Source organism: Streptomyces sp. NPDC026206 (assembly GCF_040638465.1).
Lineage (GTDB): Bacteria > Actinomycetota > Actinomycetes > Streptomycetales > Streptomycetaceae > Streptomyces.
Map to the genome: position 1 here is coordinate 224,171 of NZ_JBEZYL010000001.1, position 16,747 is coordinate 240,917.

General features: G+C 70.7%; 15 protein-coding genes. 11 read left to right on the forward strand and 4 right to left on the reverse strand.

The window, feature by feature from the left end; translation table 11 throughout:
• Positions 1-101 precede the first annotated feature (101 nt).
• The 11 genes from AB0F13_RS01020 (at position 102) to AB0F13_RS01070 (ending at position 13,573) form a co-directional block, all read left to right on the forward strand.
• Positions 102-1,391, forward strand: a complete 1,290-nt coding sequence (locus tag AB0F13_RS01020; protein ID WP_362074414.1) for a DUF6716 putative glycosyltransferase — start codon at positions 102-104, stop codon at positions 1,389-1,391.
• 38 nt (positions 1,392-1,429) lie between these two features.
• On the forward strand, positions 1,430-2,803 hold the full coding sequence (locus tag AB0F13_RS01025) for an acylneuraminate cytidylyltransferase (RefSeq protein ID WP_362073060.1): 1,374 nt from the start codon (positions 1,430-1,432) through the stop codon (positions 2,801-2,803).
• 51 nt (positions 2,804-2,854) lie between these two features.
• The gene (locus AB0F13_RS01030) at positions 2,855-3,778 is read left to right on the forward strand and encodes an N-acetylneuraminate synthase family protein (protein ID WP_362073063.1); all 924 of its coding nucleotides are present in this window, start codon (positions 2,855-2,857) and stop codon (positions 3,776-3,778) included.
• 89 nt (positions 3,779-3,867) lie between these two features.
• Entirely contained in the window at positions 3,868-5,043 is a 1,176-nt protein-coding gene (locus AB0F13_RS01035; protein WP_362074417.1) for a hypothetical protein, read from the forward strand.
• 106 nt (positions 5,044-5,149) lie between these two features.
• Positions 5,150-6,382: an amidohydrolase gene (locus AB0F13_RS01040; protein WP_362074420.1), complete on the forward strand. Its 1,233-nt coding sequence runs from the start codon at positions 5,150-5,152 to the stop codon at positions 6,380-6,382.
• Between the two features lie 130 nt (positions 6,383-6,512).
• Entirely contained in the window at positions 6,513-7,544 is a 1,032-nt protein-coding gene (locus AB0F13_RS01045; RefSeq protein WP_362073066.1) for a BMP family ABC transporter substrate-binding protein, read from the forward strand.
• Between the two features lie 249 nt (positions 7,545-7,793).
• Positions 7,794-9,395, forward strand: a complete 1,602-nt coding sequence (locus AB0F13_RS01050; RefSeq protein ID WP_362073069.1) for an ABC transporter ATP-binding protein — start codon at positions 7,794-7,796, stop codon at positions 9,393-9,395.
• Positions 9,392-10,498 (forward strand): ABC transporter permease, encoded by a 1,107-nt coding sequence (locus AB0F13_RS01055; RefSeq protein ID WP_362073072.1) that lies wholly within the window; start codon positions 9,392-9,394, stop codon positions 10,496-10,498. The genes AB0F13_RS01050 and AB0F13_RS01055 overlap by 4 nt, the downstream gene beginning before the upstream one ends.
• Positions 10,495-11,787: an ABC transporter permease gene (locus tag AB0F13_RS01060; RefSeq protein WP_362073075.1), complete on the forward strand. Its 1,293-nt coding sequence runs from the start codon at positions 10,495-10,497 to the stop codon at positions 11,785-11,787. Before AB0F13_RS01055 ends, AB0F13_RS01060 begins: the two co-directional genes overlap by 4 nt.
• On the forward strand, positions 11,784-12,194 hold the full coding sequence (locus AB0F13_RS01065) for a cytidine deaminase (protein WP_362073078.1): 411 nt from the start codon (positions 11,784-11,786) through the stop codon (positions 12,192-12,194). Before AB0F13_RS01060 ends, AB0F13_RS01065 begins: the two co-directional genes overlap by 4 nt.
• A 95-nt stretch (positions 12,195-12,289) precedes the next feature.
• Positions 12,290-13,573, forward strand: a complete 1,284-nt coding sequence (locus AB0F13_RS01070; RefSeq protein WP_362073081.1) for a thymidine phosphorylase — start codon at positions 12,290-12,292, stop codon at positions 13,571-13,573.
• Between the two features lie 112 nt (positions 13,574-13,685).
• On the opposite strand, the gene AB0F13_RS01075 is transcribed toward AB0F13_RS01070, so the two are convergent.
• The 4 genes from AB0F13_RS01075 to AB0F13_RS01090 form a co-directional block, all read right to left on the reverse strand.
• Positions 13,686-14,792: a methyltransferase domain-containing protein gene (locus AB0F13_RS01075; RefSeq protein ID WP_362073084.1), complete on the reverse strand. Its 1,107-nt coding sequence runs from the start codon at positions 14,790-14,792 to the stop codon at positions 13,686-13,688.
• Between the two features lie 215 nt (positions 14,793-15,007).
• Positions 15,008-15,856 (reverse strand): helix-turn-helix transcriptional regulator, encoded by an 849-nt coding sequence (locus AB0F13_RS01080; protein ID WP_362073087.1) that lies wholly within the window; start codon positions 15,854-15,856, stop codon positions 15,008-15,010.
• A gap of 25 nt (positions 15,857-15,881) precedes the next feature.
• On the reverse strand, positions 15,882-16,406 hold the full coding sequence (locus AB0F13_RS01085; protein ID WP_362073090.1) for a DUF6879 family protein: 525 nt from the start codon (positions 16,404-16,406) through the stop codon (positions 15,882-15,884).
• Positions 16,381-16,629 (reverse strand): hypothetical protein, encoded by a 249-nt coding sequence (locus tag AB0F13_RS01090; protein ID WP_362073093.1) that lies wholly within the window; start codon positions 16,627-16,629, stop codon positions 16,381-16,383. Before AB0F13_RS01090 ends, AB0F13_RS01085 begins: the two co-directional genes overlap by 26 nt.
• Positions 16,630-16,747: the final 118 nt, after the last annotated feature.

Genomic DNA, 16,747 nt, shown 5'->3' on the forward strand with positions numbered 1-16,747 from the left:
CGGCTGTTGAAGTCCCGTTGGGCAACGAAACGGAATGGATTTCTATCGTCGGGGACGTGCCATCACGTGCTGCATCTTCGTCACCCTCGCTGCGGGTAGCCGTGCTCGCGGACTCCGACACCCGGTGGAAATGGGGGGCGCTCACCGCGCGCCGGCTCGCCCCCGGCGGGTCCCTCGACGGCTACCTGCTGCGGGGCCGTGCGACTCCCACGGTCCGCCAGCTCGCCGAAGTGGGTGTCCGCGCCGACGCGCTGAGCGAGGTCACGGGCGCGGAGTTCGTCGCCGCGGCCGGCCGGTGGCGCTACGACGTCGTCGTGCTGGCCTGCGTCGGGGGCGCGGTCCAGGCGATGCTGCACGGCCTGGGCCACGCCTGGGCCCGGTCGCCCGCCCGGCCCGCCGTCGTCACCGGCTATGTCGGCGTCGTGTACGAGAAACTCGCGGACGGCCTGCTGCTGCGGCACGGCGCGGACCTCGTACTCGCCAACTCCCGCCACGACGCCGAGCGTTTCCGCGCCGTCTACGCGGGCGTCGGCGCCCCGGACGGCAGCGTCACGCAGTGCGCGCTGCCGTTCCTGGGCGGCGAGCAGTACGCCGGGCCGTCCCGACAGCGCCCGTACACCGTCGTATTCGCCGCTCAGCCTTCCGTCCCGGAAGGCCGCGCGGACCGCGCGTACCTACTCGAACGCGCCACCCGTCACGCCCGGCTGCACCCCGGCCGGGAGGTGCTGATCAAACTTCGCAGCAGGCCCGGAGAGCACACCACGCACATCGAGGAACACCCGTACCAGAAGCTGGCCGCCCGCATCCCCGGCGGCCTGCCCTCCAACTGCCGCCTGGTGTACGGGCACATGGGCGAGGTCCTCGGCCGCACCGACCTCCTGGTCACCGTCAGCTCCACGGCCGCCCTCGAATCCCTGCACCGCACCGTGCCCACCGCCGTCCTCACCGACCTCGGCATCCGCGAGCCCCTCGGCAACCACCACTTCCTCGGCTCCGGCTGCCTCGCCTCCTGGGACGAGCTGGACGCCGGCCACCTGCCGGCACCCGACCCGCAGTGGACGGCACGCCAGGGCGTCGCCGCGGACGGGGCCTACGAGCACGCCTTCGACGCCGCACGCGAGCGCCTCGCGGAGCTGACCGCACGCGCCACCCTGCCGCCGCTCGCCCCCTACTACACCGCGCGGACCGCGCCCGGCTACCTCCCCGCGATCCTCGCCCGCCACGGCTTCGGCCCGCAGGGCCGCCCCCTGCCCGGGCGCGCTGCCCCCGCACGCGAGGAGAACGCCCTGCACCGCGCCACGCGCAGCGTCCTGCGGGACGCCGCCCGCGGCGCGTACAGGCACGGCGTGCAGCGCGTGGCGCCCGTCATCCGCCGGCTGGGAGAGCTGTGACGGCACCACCGTTCACACGAGACCCCGAGGAGCACACCATGCCCGCGCCACCGGCCGTCCTAGCCGTCATTCCCGCCCGCGGCGGCTCCAAGGGGGTGCCCTCCAAGAACCTCGCCGCGGTCGGCGGAGTACCGCTGGTCGCGCGCGCGGTGCGCGCGTGCCGGGCGGCACGTCTGGTCACTGATGTGGTCGTGTCCACGGACGACGCGGCGATCGCGGAGGCCGCACGCGGCGCGGGCGCGGTGGTCGTCCACCGCCCCGCGGCGATCGCGGGGGACACCGCGACGAGCGAGGCGGCGGTGCTGCACGCGATGGACGTGTACGAGGCGAGGTACGACCGTGCGGTCGGCACGGTGCTGCTGGTGCAGTGCACGAGCCCGTTCCTGACGTCGGAGGATGTGGACGGTGTCGCCTCGGCTGTCGTCGAGGGCGGTGCGGACAGCGCGCTGACGGTGGCGCCGTTCCACGGCTTCGTGTGGCGGGAGGGCGCCTCCGGCGGCATTTCCCAGCCCCGCCCTTCCGCCGTTTCCCGGGGCGCTGCCCCGGACCCCGGTCCTCAACCGCCGGACGGGCTGGAAAGTCCAGCCCGTCCGGCGATTGAGGACACCGCGCGGAGCGCGGTCCGGGGGTCCGGGGGAACGCCCCCGGTTTCGGGAAGGGACGGGACCGGGGAAGAAACCGCCGGAGGCCGCGGCGTCAACCATGACGCGGCCCACCGCCCCCGCCGCCAGGACCGCCCCCAGGACCTGCTGGAGACCGGCGCCGCCTACGCCATGCGCGCCGACGGATTCCGGGCCGCACGGCACCGCTTCTTCGGGCGTACCGAGCTCGTACGGACCGAGGCCGCCCGTGTCCTGGAGGTCGATGAACCCCACGACCTCGCCCGTGCCCGGGCGCTCGCGCCGCTGCTCGACACCGACGGCGGCGCCCTGCCCGGCCGGGAGGACGTCGACGCCGTCGTCCTCGACTTCGACGGCACCCAGACCGACGACCGCGTGCTCATCGACGCCGACGGACGCGAGTTCGTGGCCGTGCACCGGGGCGACGGGCTCGGCGTCGCGGCCCTGCGCCGGGCAGGGCTGGAGCTGCTGATCCTTTCCACCGAGACCAACCCCGTCGTCGCCGCCCGCGGCCGCAAGCTGCAGGTGCCGGTCATCCACGGCACCGACCGCAAGGACATCGCCCTCAAGCGGTGGTGCGAAGCGCGGGGCATCGCACCCGAGCGGGTCCTCTACGCCGGCAACGACGTCAACGACCTGCCCTGCTTCGGGCTCGTCGGCTGGCCCGTGGCCGTCGCGGACGCGCACGGCTCCGTACGGGGCGCCGCCCGTGCCGTGACCGCCGCGCCCGGCGGCAGCGGTGCCGTCCGCGAGATCGCCACCTGGCTCCTCGGCCCCACCCTCTGCCCCTGACCCCCCGGCGCCCCTGCCGCTGACCCCTTCCACGTAAGGAACCTGCCTCACATGAGCCCCACTCGCACCCGCATCCTCGGTAACCGTCCCGTGGGTCCCGGCCACCCCGTCTACATCACCGGTGAGATCGGCATCAACCACAACGGTGACCTCGTCAACGCCTTCGCCCTCATCGACGCCGCCGCCGACGCCGGCTGCGACGCCGTGAAGTTCCAGAAGCGCACCCCAGAGGTCTGCACCCCGCGTGACCAGTGGGACATCGAACGCGACACGCCGTGGGGCCGGATGACCTACATCGACTACCGCCACCGCGTCGAGTTCGGCGAGGACGACTACCGCGCGATCGACGAGCACTGCCGCACGCGCGGCATCGACTGGTTCGCCTCGCCGTGGGACACCGGGTCCGTCGCCTTCCTGGAGAAGTTCGACGTCCCCGCGCACAAGGTCGCCTCCGCCTCCCTCACCGACGACGAACTGCTGCGCACCCTGCGCGCCACCGGCCGCACGGTCGTCCTGTCGACCGGCATGTCCACCCCCCAGCAGATCCGGCACGCCGTCGAGGTGCTCGGCAGCGAGAACATCGTGCTCTGCCACGCCACCTCCACCTACCCGGCCAGGGCCGCCGAGCTCAACCTCAGCGTCATCAACACCCTCATGGCCGAGTACCCCAACGTGCCCATCGGTTACTCCGGCCACGAGACGGGGCTGCAGACCACCCTGGCCGCCGTCGCCCTCGGTGCCGCCTTCGTCGAGCGCCACATCACCCTCGACCGCGCCATGTGGGGCTCCGACCAGGCCGCCTCCGTCGAACCCGGCGGCCTGCAGCGGCTCGTGCGCGACATCCGCGTCGTCGAGGAGTCGCTCGGCGACGGGGTGAAGCGGGTGTACGACAGCGAACTGGGCCCGATGCGCAAACTGCGCCGCGTGGCGGGGGTGGTCGCCGGGGCGGACGACCGCGAACCCGTCGCGGTCTGACGGGCGGCACCGCGGTGACCTCCCCCCAGGGGCCGGTATCCGGCCCGCCCCCCGAGGCGGCGGCCGCTCCTGCCGGCCGCACCCGCCGCCTGCGGGGGCCCAAGGACCCTGTGGCCCCCACCCTGGCCTTCGTCGAGAGTCCGGTGCAGCTGCTCAACGTCCTGGAATGGGCGTACCGCACCGCCCGGCGCGACTCCCGCACCCCCGCCCCGCGCGCCGAACCGCCCCCGCTGTGCGACGCAGTGCCCCGTCAGCCGGAACAGCGGGACATCACTCCGCTCGCCGGCGACCTCCTCGTCGTCGTTCTGGCCCCCCACGACCCGATGACCCGCGGCCAGCTGCGCCGGATGACCGAACTGGCCCGGGACCAGGGCCACCGGGTGCGCTGGGAGGAGGCCCGGGGCGGCCCCGGGGCGCCCGTGAGCACCGTCGGCTCGCTCGCCGGACCGCTGCGCAGGGCCCGGCGCGTCGTCATCGGCGACCCGTTCTCGCGGTACGTGCAACTGCTGCTGACCCTCACCCGCGCCCGCGAGCTCGTCGTGGTGGACGACGGCACCGCGACCATGGAGTTCGTCTCCCAACTGGCCCGGGGCGAACGCCTCGTGCGCTGGCACCGGCGCACCGGACTGGGGGCGCGCGGACTGGTCTTCGCGCCGGTGGCCGCAACAGCGCGCCGCAAGCTCACCCCGAACAACCGCCGTACGGTCGAGGTCTTCACCGCGATGCCCGTCGAACCACCACCCGGAGTGACGGTCACGGCCAACGACTTCGCCTGGACCCGCGCCACTCACGGCCCGCCCCGCCTCACCCGCGGCACGGACCTCGTGGGCACCTCCCTGGTCGAGACCGGCGTCGTCGACCCCGAGCGCTATCTGGCCGCCGTCACCGCCCTGGCCCGGGATCACGGGGCCACCCGCTACTTCGCCCACCGCCGCGAGAGTACCGACAAGCTGCGCCGGATAGCCGCCGTGACGGGCCTGGAGATCGTCCGGCCCGAGCTGCCCCTGGAGCTGGTCGCCCGGCGCGGCCCCATCGCCCGTACCGTCCTGAGCTTTCCCTCCACCGTGGTGCACACCCTGCCGCTGGCCCTCGCCGGCACCGGTGTGGGCGTCGCGGTCTGCGACATCGACCCCACCTGGCTCACCGAGCACGCCTCGCCCCGCGCCGAGGGCTTCCTGGCCGGGGTCACGGGCACCGCGCGCGAGGTACGCCGCCTGCCGCGTGTACCCGTTCCGGTGGCGCGTGTCGCCGAAGGTACGCCGTAAATACGGGTCATACCCCTCGGTGGACCCATCCATGCGGCTGAACTTTTCTTGATTGAAGGACAGTTGCCCCATTCGGGGCTCTACCCTTCGCAGGGTGAATCATCTGATGCCCTGCGAAGCCGACCCCGAAACCGTCGAAGGTGATCTGCCCGGCGTGCTCCCCTCCGGGCTGCGTGCCGAACTCATCGCGTTCCGGCGGGACTTGCACATGCACCCCGAGCTCGGGAACCGCGAGTTCCGCACCACCGCGGCGGTTCGGGCGAGGCTCGAGAAGGCCGGGCTCAGACCGCGCACGCTCACCGGCGGCACGGGGCTCATCTGTGACATCGGCCGGGACGGCGCCTCCTACGCCGCCGCCGGCCGTCCGCTGCTCGCGCTGCGCGCCGATCTCGACGCGCTGCCCATCCCGGACACCAAGACCGTCCCGTACCGCTCGACGATCCCCAAGATGGCCCACGCCTGCGGCCACGACGTGCACACCACCGTCGTCCTGGGCGCCGGCCTGGTCCTGGCGGACCTGGCCGCCCAGGGGCTGCTGCCCAGCCCGGTCCGGCTGATCTTCCAGCCCGCCGAGGAGGTGCTGCCCGGCGGCGCGCTCGACGCCATCGAGTGCGGCGCGCTCGACGGGGTGGGCCGGATCATCGCGGTGCACTGCGACCCCAAGGTCGAGGCCGGCCGGATCGGGCTGCGGGCCGGAGCCATCACCTCCGCCTGCGACCGGCTGGAGGTCACGCTCGCCGGCGCCGGCGGCCACACCGCCCGCCCGCACCTGACCACAGACCTGGTGACCGCCGCCGCGCGGGTCGCCACCGACGTCCCCGCGCTGATCGCCCGGCGCGCCGACGCCCGCTCGGGCCTCTCGGTCACCTGGGGCCGGCTGGAGACGGGCCACGCCTGCAACGTCATCCCGCAGCACGCCGAGCTCGGCGGCACTGTCCGCTGCCTGGACCTGCACACCTGGCGGGACGCGCCCGACCTGGTGCACGCCGCCGTCGACGAGGTCGCCACCCTGCACCGCGCCAAGTCCGAGATCAACTACATCCGCGGCGTGCCGCCCGTCGTCAACGATCCGGAGGTCACCACCCTGCTCCGGCGCGCCATGGCGACGCGCCGGGGACGCTACGCGGTGGAGGACACCGAGCAGAGCCTGGGTGGCGAAGATTTCTCCTGGTACCTGGAGCACGTGCCGGGTGCGATGGCCCGGCTCGGCGTGCGGCCGGTGGGCGATACAACCCGCCGTGACCTGCATTGCGGCGATTTCGACGTGGACGAGGACGCCATCGGGGTGGGTGTGGAGCTGTTCACCGCCGCTGCTTTGCTGGACGGCAACCGAATGTAGGCAATTTGGTCAAGACTGGTTCGCGACGATCCGATAACGGCTTGTGGGCACCCCTTTTATCTGCATCTACGCGCGTTACGATTCCCGCGAACCAGCGCCAACGGAGGCGCTTCGAGTGAAGGGGCCCCTCGTGCGCCGGGTATCCACCATCGCTGTCGCGGGCATCAGCACCGCGGCTCTCGCATTCACTCTCACCGCTTGCGGTGAGTCCTCGACCGAGTCCGGCGGGGGCAAGAGCAAGGGGGCCGGTCTGGCGTTCGACGTCGGCGGCCGTGACGACCACTCCTTCAACGAGTCCGCCGCCCGTGGCGCGGACAAGGCGGAGAAGGACCTGGGCATCAGCTCCAAGATGATGACCGCGAAGAACAACGAGACCGAGGCCGACCGCGAGCAGCGCCTGAACTCGCTGGCCGAGGCGGGCTACAACCCGGTCATCGGCGTCGGCTTCAGCTACTCGAAGTCGATCGAGAAGGTCGCCAAGGACTACCCGAAGACCACCTTCGCGGTCGTCGACTCCGTCGCCCCGGGCAACAACATCGACAGCATCACCTTCGGTGAGCACGAGGGCTCCTACCTCGCCGGTGTCGCCGCGGCGCTGAAGTCCAAGAGCCACAAGGTCGGCTTCATCGGTGGCGTGAACAACGCCCTGATCCAGAAGTTCCAGGCCGGCTTCGAGCAGGGCGTGAAGGACACCGACTCCAAGGTCGAGATCACCCCGCAGTACCTGTACCCGAACAACGACAAGGGCTTCAACGACCCGGCGGCCGCCAAGGAGAAGGCCAAGGGCATGCTCGACTCGGGCGTCGACGTGATCTACACGGCGGCCGGCCTGTCCGGCAACGGCTCCATCGAGGCCATCGCCGGCCAGAAGGGTGCCTGGGCGATCGGCGTCGACTCCGACCAGTACCAGCAGCCGGGTCTGGCCAAGTACAAGGGCTCCATCCTCACCTCCGTGGTGAAGAACGTGGACGTGGCGGTCTTTGACCTGATGAAGAGCGTCAAGGACGGCAAGCCGCTCACGGGTCCGCACCCGTACCTGCTGAAGGACGGCGGCGTGTCGCTGGCCACCTCCGGCGGCTACATCGACGACATCAAGGACCAGATCGAGGCCGCGAAGAAGAAGATCGCCGACGGCCAGATCAAGGTCCGCGTCAACCCGTGATCGCAGGCCGGTGAAGACCGGCCCGTAAGGACCGCGGGCCCGGCAGCGTGGATCACTCCTCGCCGCCGGGCCCGTACATACGAGCCAACGCTACGCGCGTAGCGTCCCGTTGACCCGTGTAGCGTCGCCCCCGCCCAGCCGGCCCCGCCGTTCCCCCGCACGGCCGAGCCGACTCCCCGCTCCCTTCCCCGAGGAGAGTGCGCCATCAAAGCGTCCACCACAGACACCAGCAGTACCGCCGCCCCCGCGGTGGAGCTCGCGGGCATCACCAAGCGGTTCCCCGGCGTCGTGGCCAACCACGACATCCACCTCACGGTGCGCCGCGGTACCGTCCACGCCCTGTGCGGCGAGAACGGTGCCGGCAAGTCCACCCTGATGAAGATCCTCTACGGCATGCAGAAGCCGGACGAGGGCACCATCACCCTGGACGGCGAGCAGGTCACCCTGCACACGCCCGCAGACGCCATCGGGCGCGGCATCGGCATGGTGCACCAGCACTTCATGCTCGCCGACAACCTCACCGTCCTGGAGAACGTCGTCCTGGGCGCCGAGAAGCTCCACGGCATCGGCAACAAGGCCCGCGCGAAGATCAAGGAGATCTCCGACGCGTACGGCCTGGGCGTGCGCCCTGACGTTCTCGTGGAGGACCTCGGCGTCGCCGACCGCCAGCGCGTGGAGATCCTCAAGGTCCTCTACCGCGGCGCCCGCACGCTGATCCTCGACGAGCCGACCGCCGTCCTGGTCCCGCAGGAGGTCGACGCGCTCTTCGACAACCTGCGCGAGCTCAAGTCCGAGGGCCTGACGGTCATCTTCATCTCGCACAAGCTGGGCGAGGTGCTGTCCGTCGCCGACGACATCACCGTCATCCGGCGCGGCACCACCGTCGGCACCGCGATCCCCAGCGAGACCACGCCCAAGCAGCTCGCCGAGCTGATGGTGGGCGAGGAGCTGCCCTCGCCGGAGACCCGTGAGTCCACGGTCACCGACACGCCGATGCTCACCGTCGACGGCCTGCACCTGTCGGCCACCGACTCCGACGGCGTCGTCCGCGCGGTGCTCGACGGCATCACCTTCACCATCCACAAGGGCGAGGTCCTCGGCCTCGCGGGCGTGGAGGGCAACGGCCAGGCCGAGCTCGTCGAGGCCATCATGGGCATGCGCCACCCCGACGGCGGCACCGTCACGCTCGACGGCGCCGACATCACCCAGGCCCCCACGCGCAAGCGCCGCGAGGACGGCATCGGGTACATCCCCGAGGACCGCCATCGCCACGGCCTGCTGCTCGAAGCGCCGCTGTGGGAGAACCGCATCCTCGGCCACGTCACCGAGAAGCCGAACAGCAAGCGCGGCCTCATCGACAACAAGGCCGCCCGCGCCGACACCGAGCGGATCGTGCGCGAGTACGACGTGCGCACCCCCGGCATCGACGTCACCGCGGCCTCGCTGTCCGGCGGCAACCAGCAGAAGCTGATCGTCGGCCGCGAGATGAGCCACCTGCCCAAGCTGCTCATCGCCGCGCACCCCACCCGGGGCGTGGACGTCGGCGCGCAGGCGCAGATCTGGGACCAGATCCGCGAGGCGCGCCGCGAGGGACTGGCGGTCCTGCTGATCTCCGCCGACCTGGACGAGCTGATCGGGCTCTCCGACACCCTGCGGGTGATGTTCCGCGGCCGCCTGGTCGCCGACGCCGACCCCGCGACGATCACCCCGGAGGAGTTGGGCTCGGCCATGACCGGCGCCGCATCCGGCCACCTCGAGCACACGGAGGGCGCCGAGGCGCCCGAGGCCGGGGAAGCCACCGAGACCGGCAACGACGACACCGAGACCCCGGAAGGCGGTGACTCGAAGTGAAGAAGTTCGACAAGAACAAGCTGATCCTGGGCTTCGCCGCCCCGGTCCTGGCGATCGTCACCGCCCTGGTGATCACCTCGGTCATCATCGCGGCCACCGGCAAGGACCCGTTCCACGCCTACCAGGTGATGGTGGAGTTCGGCTCCAAGGCCGACAGCCAGGTCTGGATCATCAACAAGGCGACGCCGTACTACCTGTCCGCGCTGGCGGTGGCCATCGGCTTCCGGATGAACCTGTTCAACATCGGCGTCGACGGCCAGTACCGCATCGCGGCCTTCTTCGCCGCGGTCGTCGGTGGCGCCCTGACGCTGCCGGGCATCGTCGAGATCCCGGTGATCATCATCGTCGCGATGGCGGTCGGCGCCCTCTGGGCGGGCATCGCCGGTCTGCTGAAGACCACCCGCGGCGTCAGCGAGGTGATCAGCACCATCATGCTGAACGCCATCGGCGCCTCGGTCATCGGCTACTTCCTGCAGGACGGGCGGCTGGCGGAGAAGGAGGGCAACCTCATCCACACGCCCTACCTGCCCGACTCCGCGCACTTCTTCGAGATCCCGACCACGCCGAAGCCCCTCTACGGCTTCGTCGTCGTCGCGGCCATCGCAGGTGCCGCCTACTGGTTCGTCCTGAACCGCACCCGCTTCGGCTTCGACCTGCGCACCGTCGGCCGGTCCGAGTCCGCGGCGGAGGCCAGCGGCGTCAACGTCAAGCGCATGGTGATCACCTCGATGGTGCTCTCCGGCGCCATGGCGGGCCTCGTCGGCATGCCGACCCTGCTCGGCGTCTCGTACAACTACGGCACCGACTTCCCCACCGGCATCGGTTTCACGGGTATCGCCATCGCGCTGCTCGGCCGCAACAACCCCATCGGCATGGCCCTGGCGGCCCTGCTCTGGGGCTTCCTGGAGCGCACCGGCACCCAGCTCGAGTTCGAGGGCTACGCCCAGGAGATCGTCGGCGTGATCCAGGGCGTCATCGTCCTGTGCGTCGTCATCGCCTACGAGATCGTGCGCCGGTACGGACTCAAGGTCCAGCAGCGCAAGGTCGGCGAGGAGCTCGCCGCCCAGGCCCGTAAGAGCGACAAGGCGGAGGCCTCCGCATGAGTACGACCTTCACCTCTGCGCTCGCCGACCGGCTGAGCGGCAAGAACAAGAACAAGGGCGAGCGGCGCAAGCTCTCCTACCCCGTCGTCCTGCTGGGCATCGCGGGCGCGCTGATCCTGCTCTCAGCGCTGCGCGTCATCACCGGCGCCGACGACCTGACCTCCTCCGGTCAGTTCAGCGGCGCCCTCGGCGCGGCCGTGCCCATCGGACTCGCGGGCCTCGGCGGCCTGTGGGCCGAGCGGGCGGGCGTCGTCAACATCGGCCTCGAAGGCATGATGATGCTCGGCACCTTCAGCGCCGGCTGGATCGGCTGGCAGCACGGCCCGTGGGCGGCGGCTCTCGCCGGCGTCGTCGGCGGCGCCATCGGCGGCCTCATCCACGCCGTGGCCACCGTCACCTTCAACGTGGACCACATCATCTCCGGTGTGGCCATCAACATCCTGTCGCTGGGCGTCACCCAGTACCTCGCCAAGCTGTGGTTCGGTGCCGAGGGCAGCGCGGCCCAGCAGGCGGGCGGCAACGACAAGCAGTCGCCCGTCATGGAGAACATGGGGCACTTCTCGATCCCCGGCCTGTCCGACTGGCTGAACTCGATCGAGAAGCACCACTGGTTCCTCGTCTCCGACGTCGCCGGCATCCTCGACGGCCTCGTCTCCGACGTGTCCTGGCTGACGATCGTCGCGGCGCTGCTGTTCGTCGGCACGTTCTACGTGCTGTGGCGCTCGGCCTTCGGCCTGCGCCTGCGCTCCTGCGGTGAGAGCCCGGTGGCCGCCGAGTCCCTCGGCGTCAACGTCTACAAGTACAAGTACTGGGCCGTGGTCGTCTCCGGCGCCCTCGCGGGCCTGGGCGGCGCGTTCCTGGCCATCGGCACGCACATGTACTCCGACGGCCAGACCGGTGGCCGCGGCTACATCGGCCTCGCCACGATGATCTTCGGTAACTGGCGGCCGGGCGGCGTCGCCATGGGCGCCGGCCTGTTCGGCTTCATGGACAGCCTCCAGCTGCGCTCGGGCGGCCCGACCGTCCACGCGCTGCTGCTGCTCGTCGCGGTGCTGCTGGTCGGCCTGGCGCTGTGGCGCCTGAAGGCCGGCAGGAAGAAGCCCGCGATCATCAGCGGTGTCGTGGCCGTGGCGCTCATCGCCTGGTACGTGCTCACCAAGACCGTGCCGCTGGAGTTCGTCGACGCCACCCCCTACGTCGCGACGCTGCTGGTCCTGTCGCTGTCCGCGCAACGCCTGCGGATGCCCAAGGCCGACGGCAAGCCGTACCGGAAGGGCCAGGGAAAGTGACGAACCTTCCCGTCCGGGAGGCCCCCGACTGGGAGGACTTGCGCGCGCAGGCCCGGGGCGCCATGTCCCGGGCCTACGCCCCCTACTCCCGCTTCCCCGTCGGCGCCGCGGCCCTCGTCGACGACGGCCGCACCGTGACCGGCTGCAACGTGGAGAACGCCGCCTACGGCGTCGCCCTGTGCGCCGAATGCGGTCTGATCTCCTCCCTCGTCGCCTCCGGCGGCGGCCGTCTGACGGCCTTCACCTGCTGCGACCTGCACGGCAACATCCTGATGCCGTGCGGCCGCTGCCGACAGCTGCTCTGGGAGCACGGCGGCCCCGAGCTGGCCGTGGACACGACGAAGGGCATCCGCCCGCTGTCGGAGCTGCTGCCCGATGCGTTTGGGCCCGCTGACCTGAATCGTTGAAGATGTCCTCAAGCGCCGGACGGGCTGATGCTTCAGCCCGTCCGGGTCACTTTCCGGCCCCGGGAAGACTGAGGACGCACGAACCTAAGGAAAATGTGCTGATGGACGCCATTTCCGTAATCCGCACCAAGCGCGACCGCGGCCGTCTGACCGACGGGCAGATCGACTGGATCATCGACGCGTACACCCGTGGTGAGGTCGCCGACGAGCAGATGTCCTCGCTCGCGATGGCGATCCTGCTCAACGGCATGGACCGCGCGGAGATCGCCCGCTGGACGGCGGCGATGATCAAGTCCGGCGAGCGCATGGACTTCTCGTCCCTGCCCGTGCCGACCTCGGACAAGCACTCCACCGGCGGCGTCGGCGACAAGATCACCCTGCCGCTGGCCCCCCTCGTCGCAGCCTGCGGCGCGGCCGTGCCGCAGCTCTCCGGCCGCGGCCTCGGCCACACGGGCGGCACGCTCGACAAGCTGGAGTCCATCCCCGGCTGGCGCGCGCTGCTCTCCAACGACGAGATGATGGACGTCCTGCGCAACGTCGGCTCCGTCATCTGCGCCGCCGGCGACGGCCTGGCCCCGGCCGACAAGAAGCTCTACGCGCTGCGCGACGTCACCGGCACGGTCGAGGCGATCCCGCTGATCGCCTCCTCGATCATGTCGAAGAAGATCGCCGAGGGCACGGGCTCGCTCGTCCTCGACGTCAAGGTCGGCTCCGGCGCGTTCATGAAGAACATCGCCGACGCCCGCGAGCTGGCGAGCACGATGGTCGGCCTCGGCACCGACCACGGCGTCAAGACCGTCGCCCTGCTCACCGACATGTCCACCCCCCTCGGCCTCACCGCGGGCAACGCCCTCGAGGTCCGCGAGTCGGTCGAGGTCCTGGCGGGTGGCGGCCCGGCGGACGTCGTCGAGCTGACCCTGGCCCTCGCCCGCGAGATGCTCACCGCGGCCGGACTCCCCGACGCCGACCCGGCCAAGGCCCTCGCCGACGGCTCCGCCATGGACCACTGGCGCCGCATGATCATCGCCCAGGGCGGCGACCCGGACGCGACCCTGCCGGTGGCCCGCGAGCAGCACGTCGTGACCGCCGCCTCCTCCGGCGTCCTCACCGCGCTCGACGCCTACGCCGTGGGCGTCTCCGCCTGGCGCCTGGGCGCCGGCCGCGCCCGCAAGGAGGACCCGGTGCAGGCCGGCGCCGGCATCGAGCTGCACGCCAAGCCGGGCGACACCGTCACGGCCGGCCAGCCGCTGATGACGCTGCACACCGACACCCCGGAGAAGTTCGACTACGCCCTCGCCGCGCTCGACGGCGGCGTGGAGATCTCCCCGGCGGGCACGGCCTTCACGCCGAACCCGATCGTGCTGGACCGCATCGCGTGACTTGCTAGTCATGACTGCCGGTCGTGAGTGCGGGTCGTGACCTGCCGGTCGTGACCTGCTGACGCACGACGAAAGCCCCCGCTGCGGCGGGGGCTTTCGCCATGTCGCCGGGCTACGACGGGCCGACGACGTTCTGCGGGGTGTCCAGCCACACCCGCTGCCCGTCGCCGTCGACGGTCAGGCCGAAGCGGGAGCGTTCCGGTTTCCCCAGCTCGTGCCACCGCAGGAACGCCACCAGGACCTCGTCCCAGAGAGCGCGGGGGCCGTACTGCTCCACCTCGTACGCCGCCCGGCCCGGGGCGTACTCGACGGCGGCCCAGGAGCTGCCGTCGTCCGTGACGAACCACAGGGTGGCCTCCCCACTGCTGTCCTCCGCTTCGCACCAGCGGTACCACGCGTCGGTCAGGCTCAGAGCGGTGAAGAACGCGGGGTCGTCCTGGATCACGTTCTGCGGCTCCACATCGGTGGTGGACTTCTGCCCCTCCTCCCCTCGGTAGAAGTCGCGAACACGGCCGGCCCCGGCCCTCTGCGTGCGGTCCCACATGAAGGCCGGGTCACCGGAGAAGCTGCCGTGCGCCGTCCCGTCCACCACATCCAGCGTGGCGAAGGACCCGCCGAAGAAGCTGCTGCCCCACGGAGTGACGACGCGCCCGTCGGGGCACTGCTCCAGCCACGCCTGCGGTACCTCCCGCATGGTGCAGGTGCTGATCACCCGGTCATAGGGTGCGCCGCGGCGATGTCCGTCCCGGCCGTTCCCGAGAACGGTGGCCGGGTGGTACCCGGCCTTTGCGAGGTTGCCCACGGCTGTGGACAGGACTGCCGCGTCGATCTCGACACTGGTCACGTTCGCGTCGCCCAGCCGGTGGCACAGCCAGGCGGCGTGGTAACCGGTACCGGTGCCGATCTCCAGCACCCTCCGGCCTTCGCGGACATCGAGCAGGTCCAGCATCTCGAGCATGACCGACGGCATTGAGGAGGACGACGTGGAGAGCCTGAACCCGCCGTCCTCCACCGGAATGCCGTCATTCACCTGAGTGACGAGAGGTACGTCCGAGTAGACGGCTCGCTTCCAGCGCTCCGGTTCCGTGCGGCGGTCATGCCCCTCGAAGACCTCGGGGATGAAGTGGGCGCGGTCCACGGAAGCGACCACGTCACGCCATTCCGGCGTGACGACGCCTTTGCCTTCCAGCTCCCGGAGGAGCTGCTCCTTCGTGCACATGCGGCCTCACTTCTTCGGAGGCTCGTACGGCTTCGTGGGCCCGGGGGGTTTGTCCCGATGGCCGTCACTGCCGGCCGTGTCGGGCTTCCCGGAGTGGTCGCCGCCCTTCTTGCCCATGGCTGCCTCGCTTCCTGTCGGTCGAGAGCGTGAGGGAACCGTAGACCTGGCGGTAGATCGTGTTCTACGGCCTTGCACGGGCTTGCGTACGGCTACGGCTAACCGAGTGAGCGAATCGCATCACTGATCAGTCCACGGGCCGCTGCTCCGTGAACCGCGACACGGCAGAGGCGGGAGAACGCCTTGGTGTAGGTGGCGATGTCGCCCGGCGGCGTGATCCTCAACTCGGCTGTCAGGAGTTCGACCTGTACTTCCCGGTCGTCGAAGATCATGAACGTTTCCAGCGTCCACATACGCCGATGGGCCCCGCGAGGGATGACCCCCAGGGACACCGACGGGAGCGCCATGGCGGCCAAGAGGTAGCCGAGCTGGCCGGCCATCACCTCGGCGTCGCCGAAGTGGTGGTAGAGGACGTCTTCTTCCATGAGCAGAGCGAACCGGTGGTGCCCCTCCCTGATGACGCGGGAGCGTTCGACCCGCGCCGCCGCAGCCTCCGGAGCGTCGTCCGGGGTGCCCTGGAAATCGCTGATGGTGGACAGGAGAGCCGTGGCGTACGCCTCGGTCTGTACGAGGCCAGGAATGACGTTGGAGCAGTACACGCGGAACTGACGCGTTTGCCTGTACAGCGGGACGGCCGACTCCTGATGTCGTCTGATGCCTGTCCTGTGCAGGCGCTTCCACTGGACATGCATGGAGTCGGCCGTGCGGTTCGCCGCGATCAGGTCCGGCGCCTGATCGTCAGCGCCACAGGCCGAACACCACTTGCGGATGTCGGAGGCGGAGGGCGGCGTTCTGGCGCTCTCGATCCGCGAGGATTTCGACTCGCTCCAGCCGCACCGTGCAGCCAGCTCACGCCCCGTCAGCTCGGCGTCCAGACGGATGTCGCGAAGGCGGGCGGCGATGGAGTCGCGGGCCTGCTGAACGCTGCTGGATTTCGGTGCGGGCATGAGCTGGCTGTCCGGTGTCCTGTGCTCAGACGATCTCGAAGTCCTCGTGCGGGACCGCCCGGTCCCACACTGCGTCGAAGGCCGACGCACACAACTTGATCACCGATGGATCCTTGTTGACCTGTGGTTCTGCCGCTTTCCCGTCGCCTGTGAACACGTTGAACCGCACGACGAGGTCGTCGATCAGCCAGAAGTCGTTGCCCGGCAGGGCGATGTCCGATGCCCTGTGCCTCGGCAGCCACCGTACCTGCTCGCCGGCGCCGACGTTCACGGACGTGCCGGCGTGCTCGTAGCGGATGTACTCCGTCACCGGCTCCGAGACGACGCGCGCCCTGCGCATCACCACACCACGGCCCACCGTGCGCCTGACGAGGTCGGCCCAAGGGCGCCACTGCGCCGACCCGGGATCGTCGGCTCTTCCGCCCTGCCTCCAGGCCGCGAAGTGTTCGCGCTCCTCGTCCACGCTGTAGATGTCACGCATCTCCAGGTGGACAGCAGAGTGCAGGGCAGAATCCAGCAGTTCCTCAAAGCTGGGTACGCTCTGCGACATCGCACGCCTCCCTGATCAGGGGCACCATCCGTGCCGGAACGCGGATAACCGCTTCTGTGCCGGGCCTGGGGCTGTCCTTCAGGCACTCGGCCTGAGTCACCTCATCGACCAGCCACCCTTGGAAGAGCAGGTCCGGCTCCGGCTTCGCGTCCGTATCGACCCATACGGCGGGGCAGTTGCCTCCGCCTGTCCCGGGGTCGATTCCAACGAACCGTAGTGCCATGCGGGCCTCCCCTGGAGAGTGGTTGCTCCACCTTGCATGACCTTGCCCCTGACGCGATTGCTGCGTCAAGGGCGTGTGCGGGGCGCACCGGCGCCCTACGGCATGCGGAAGACCGGCG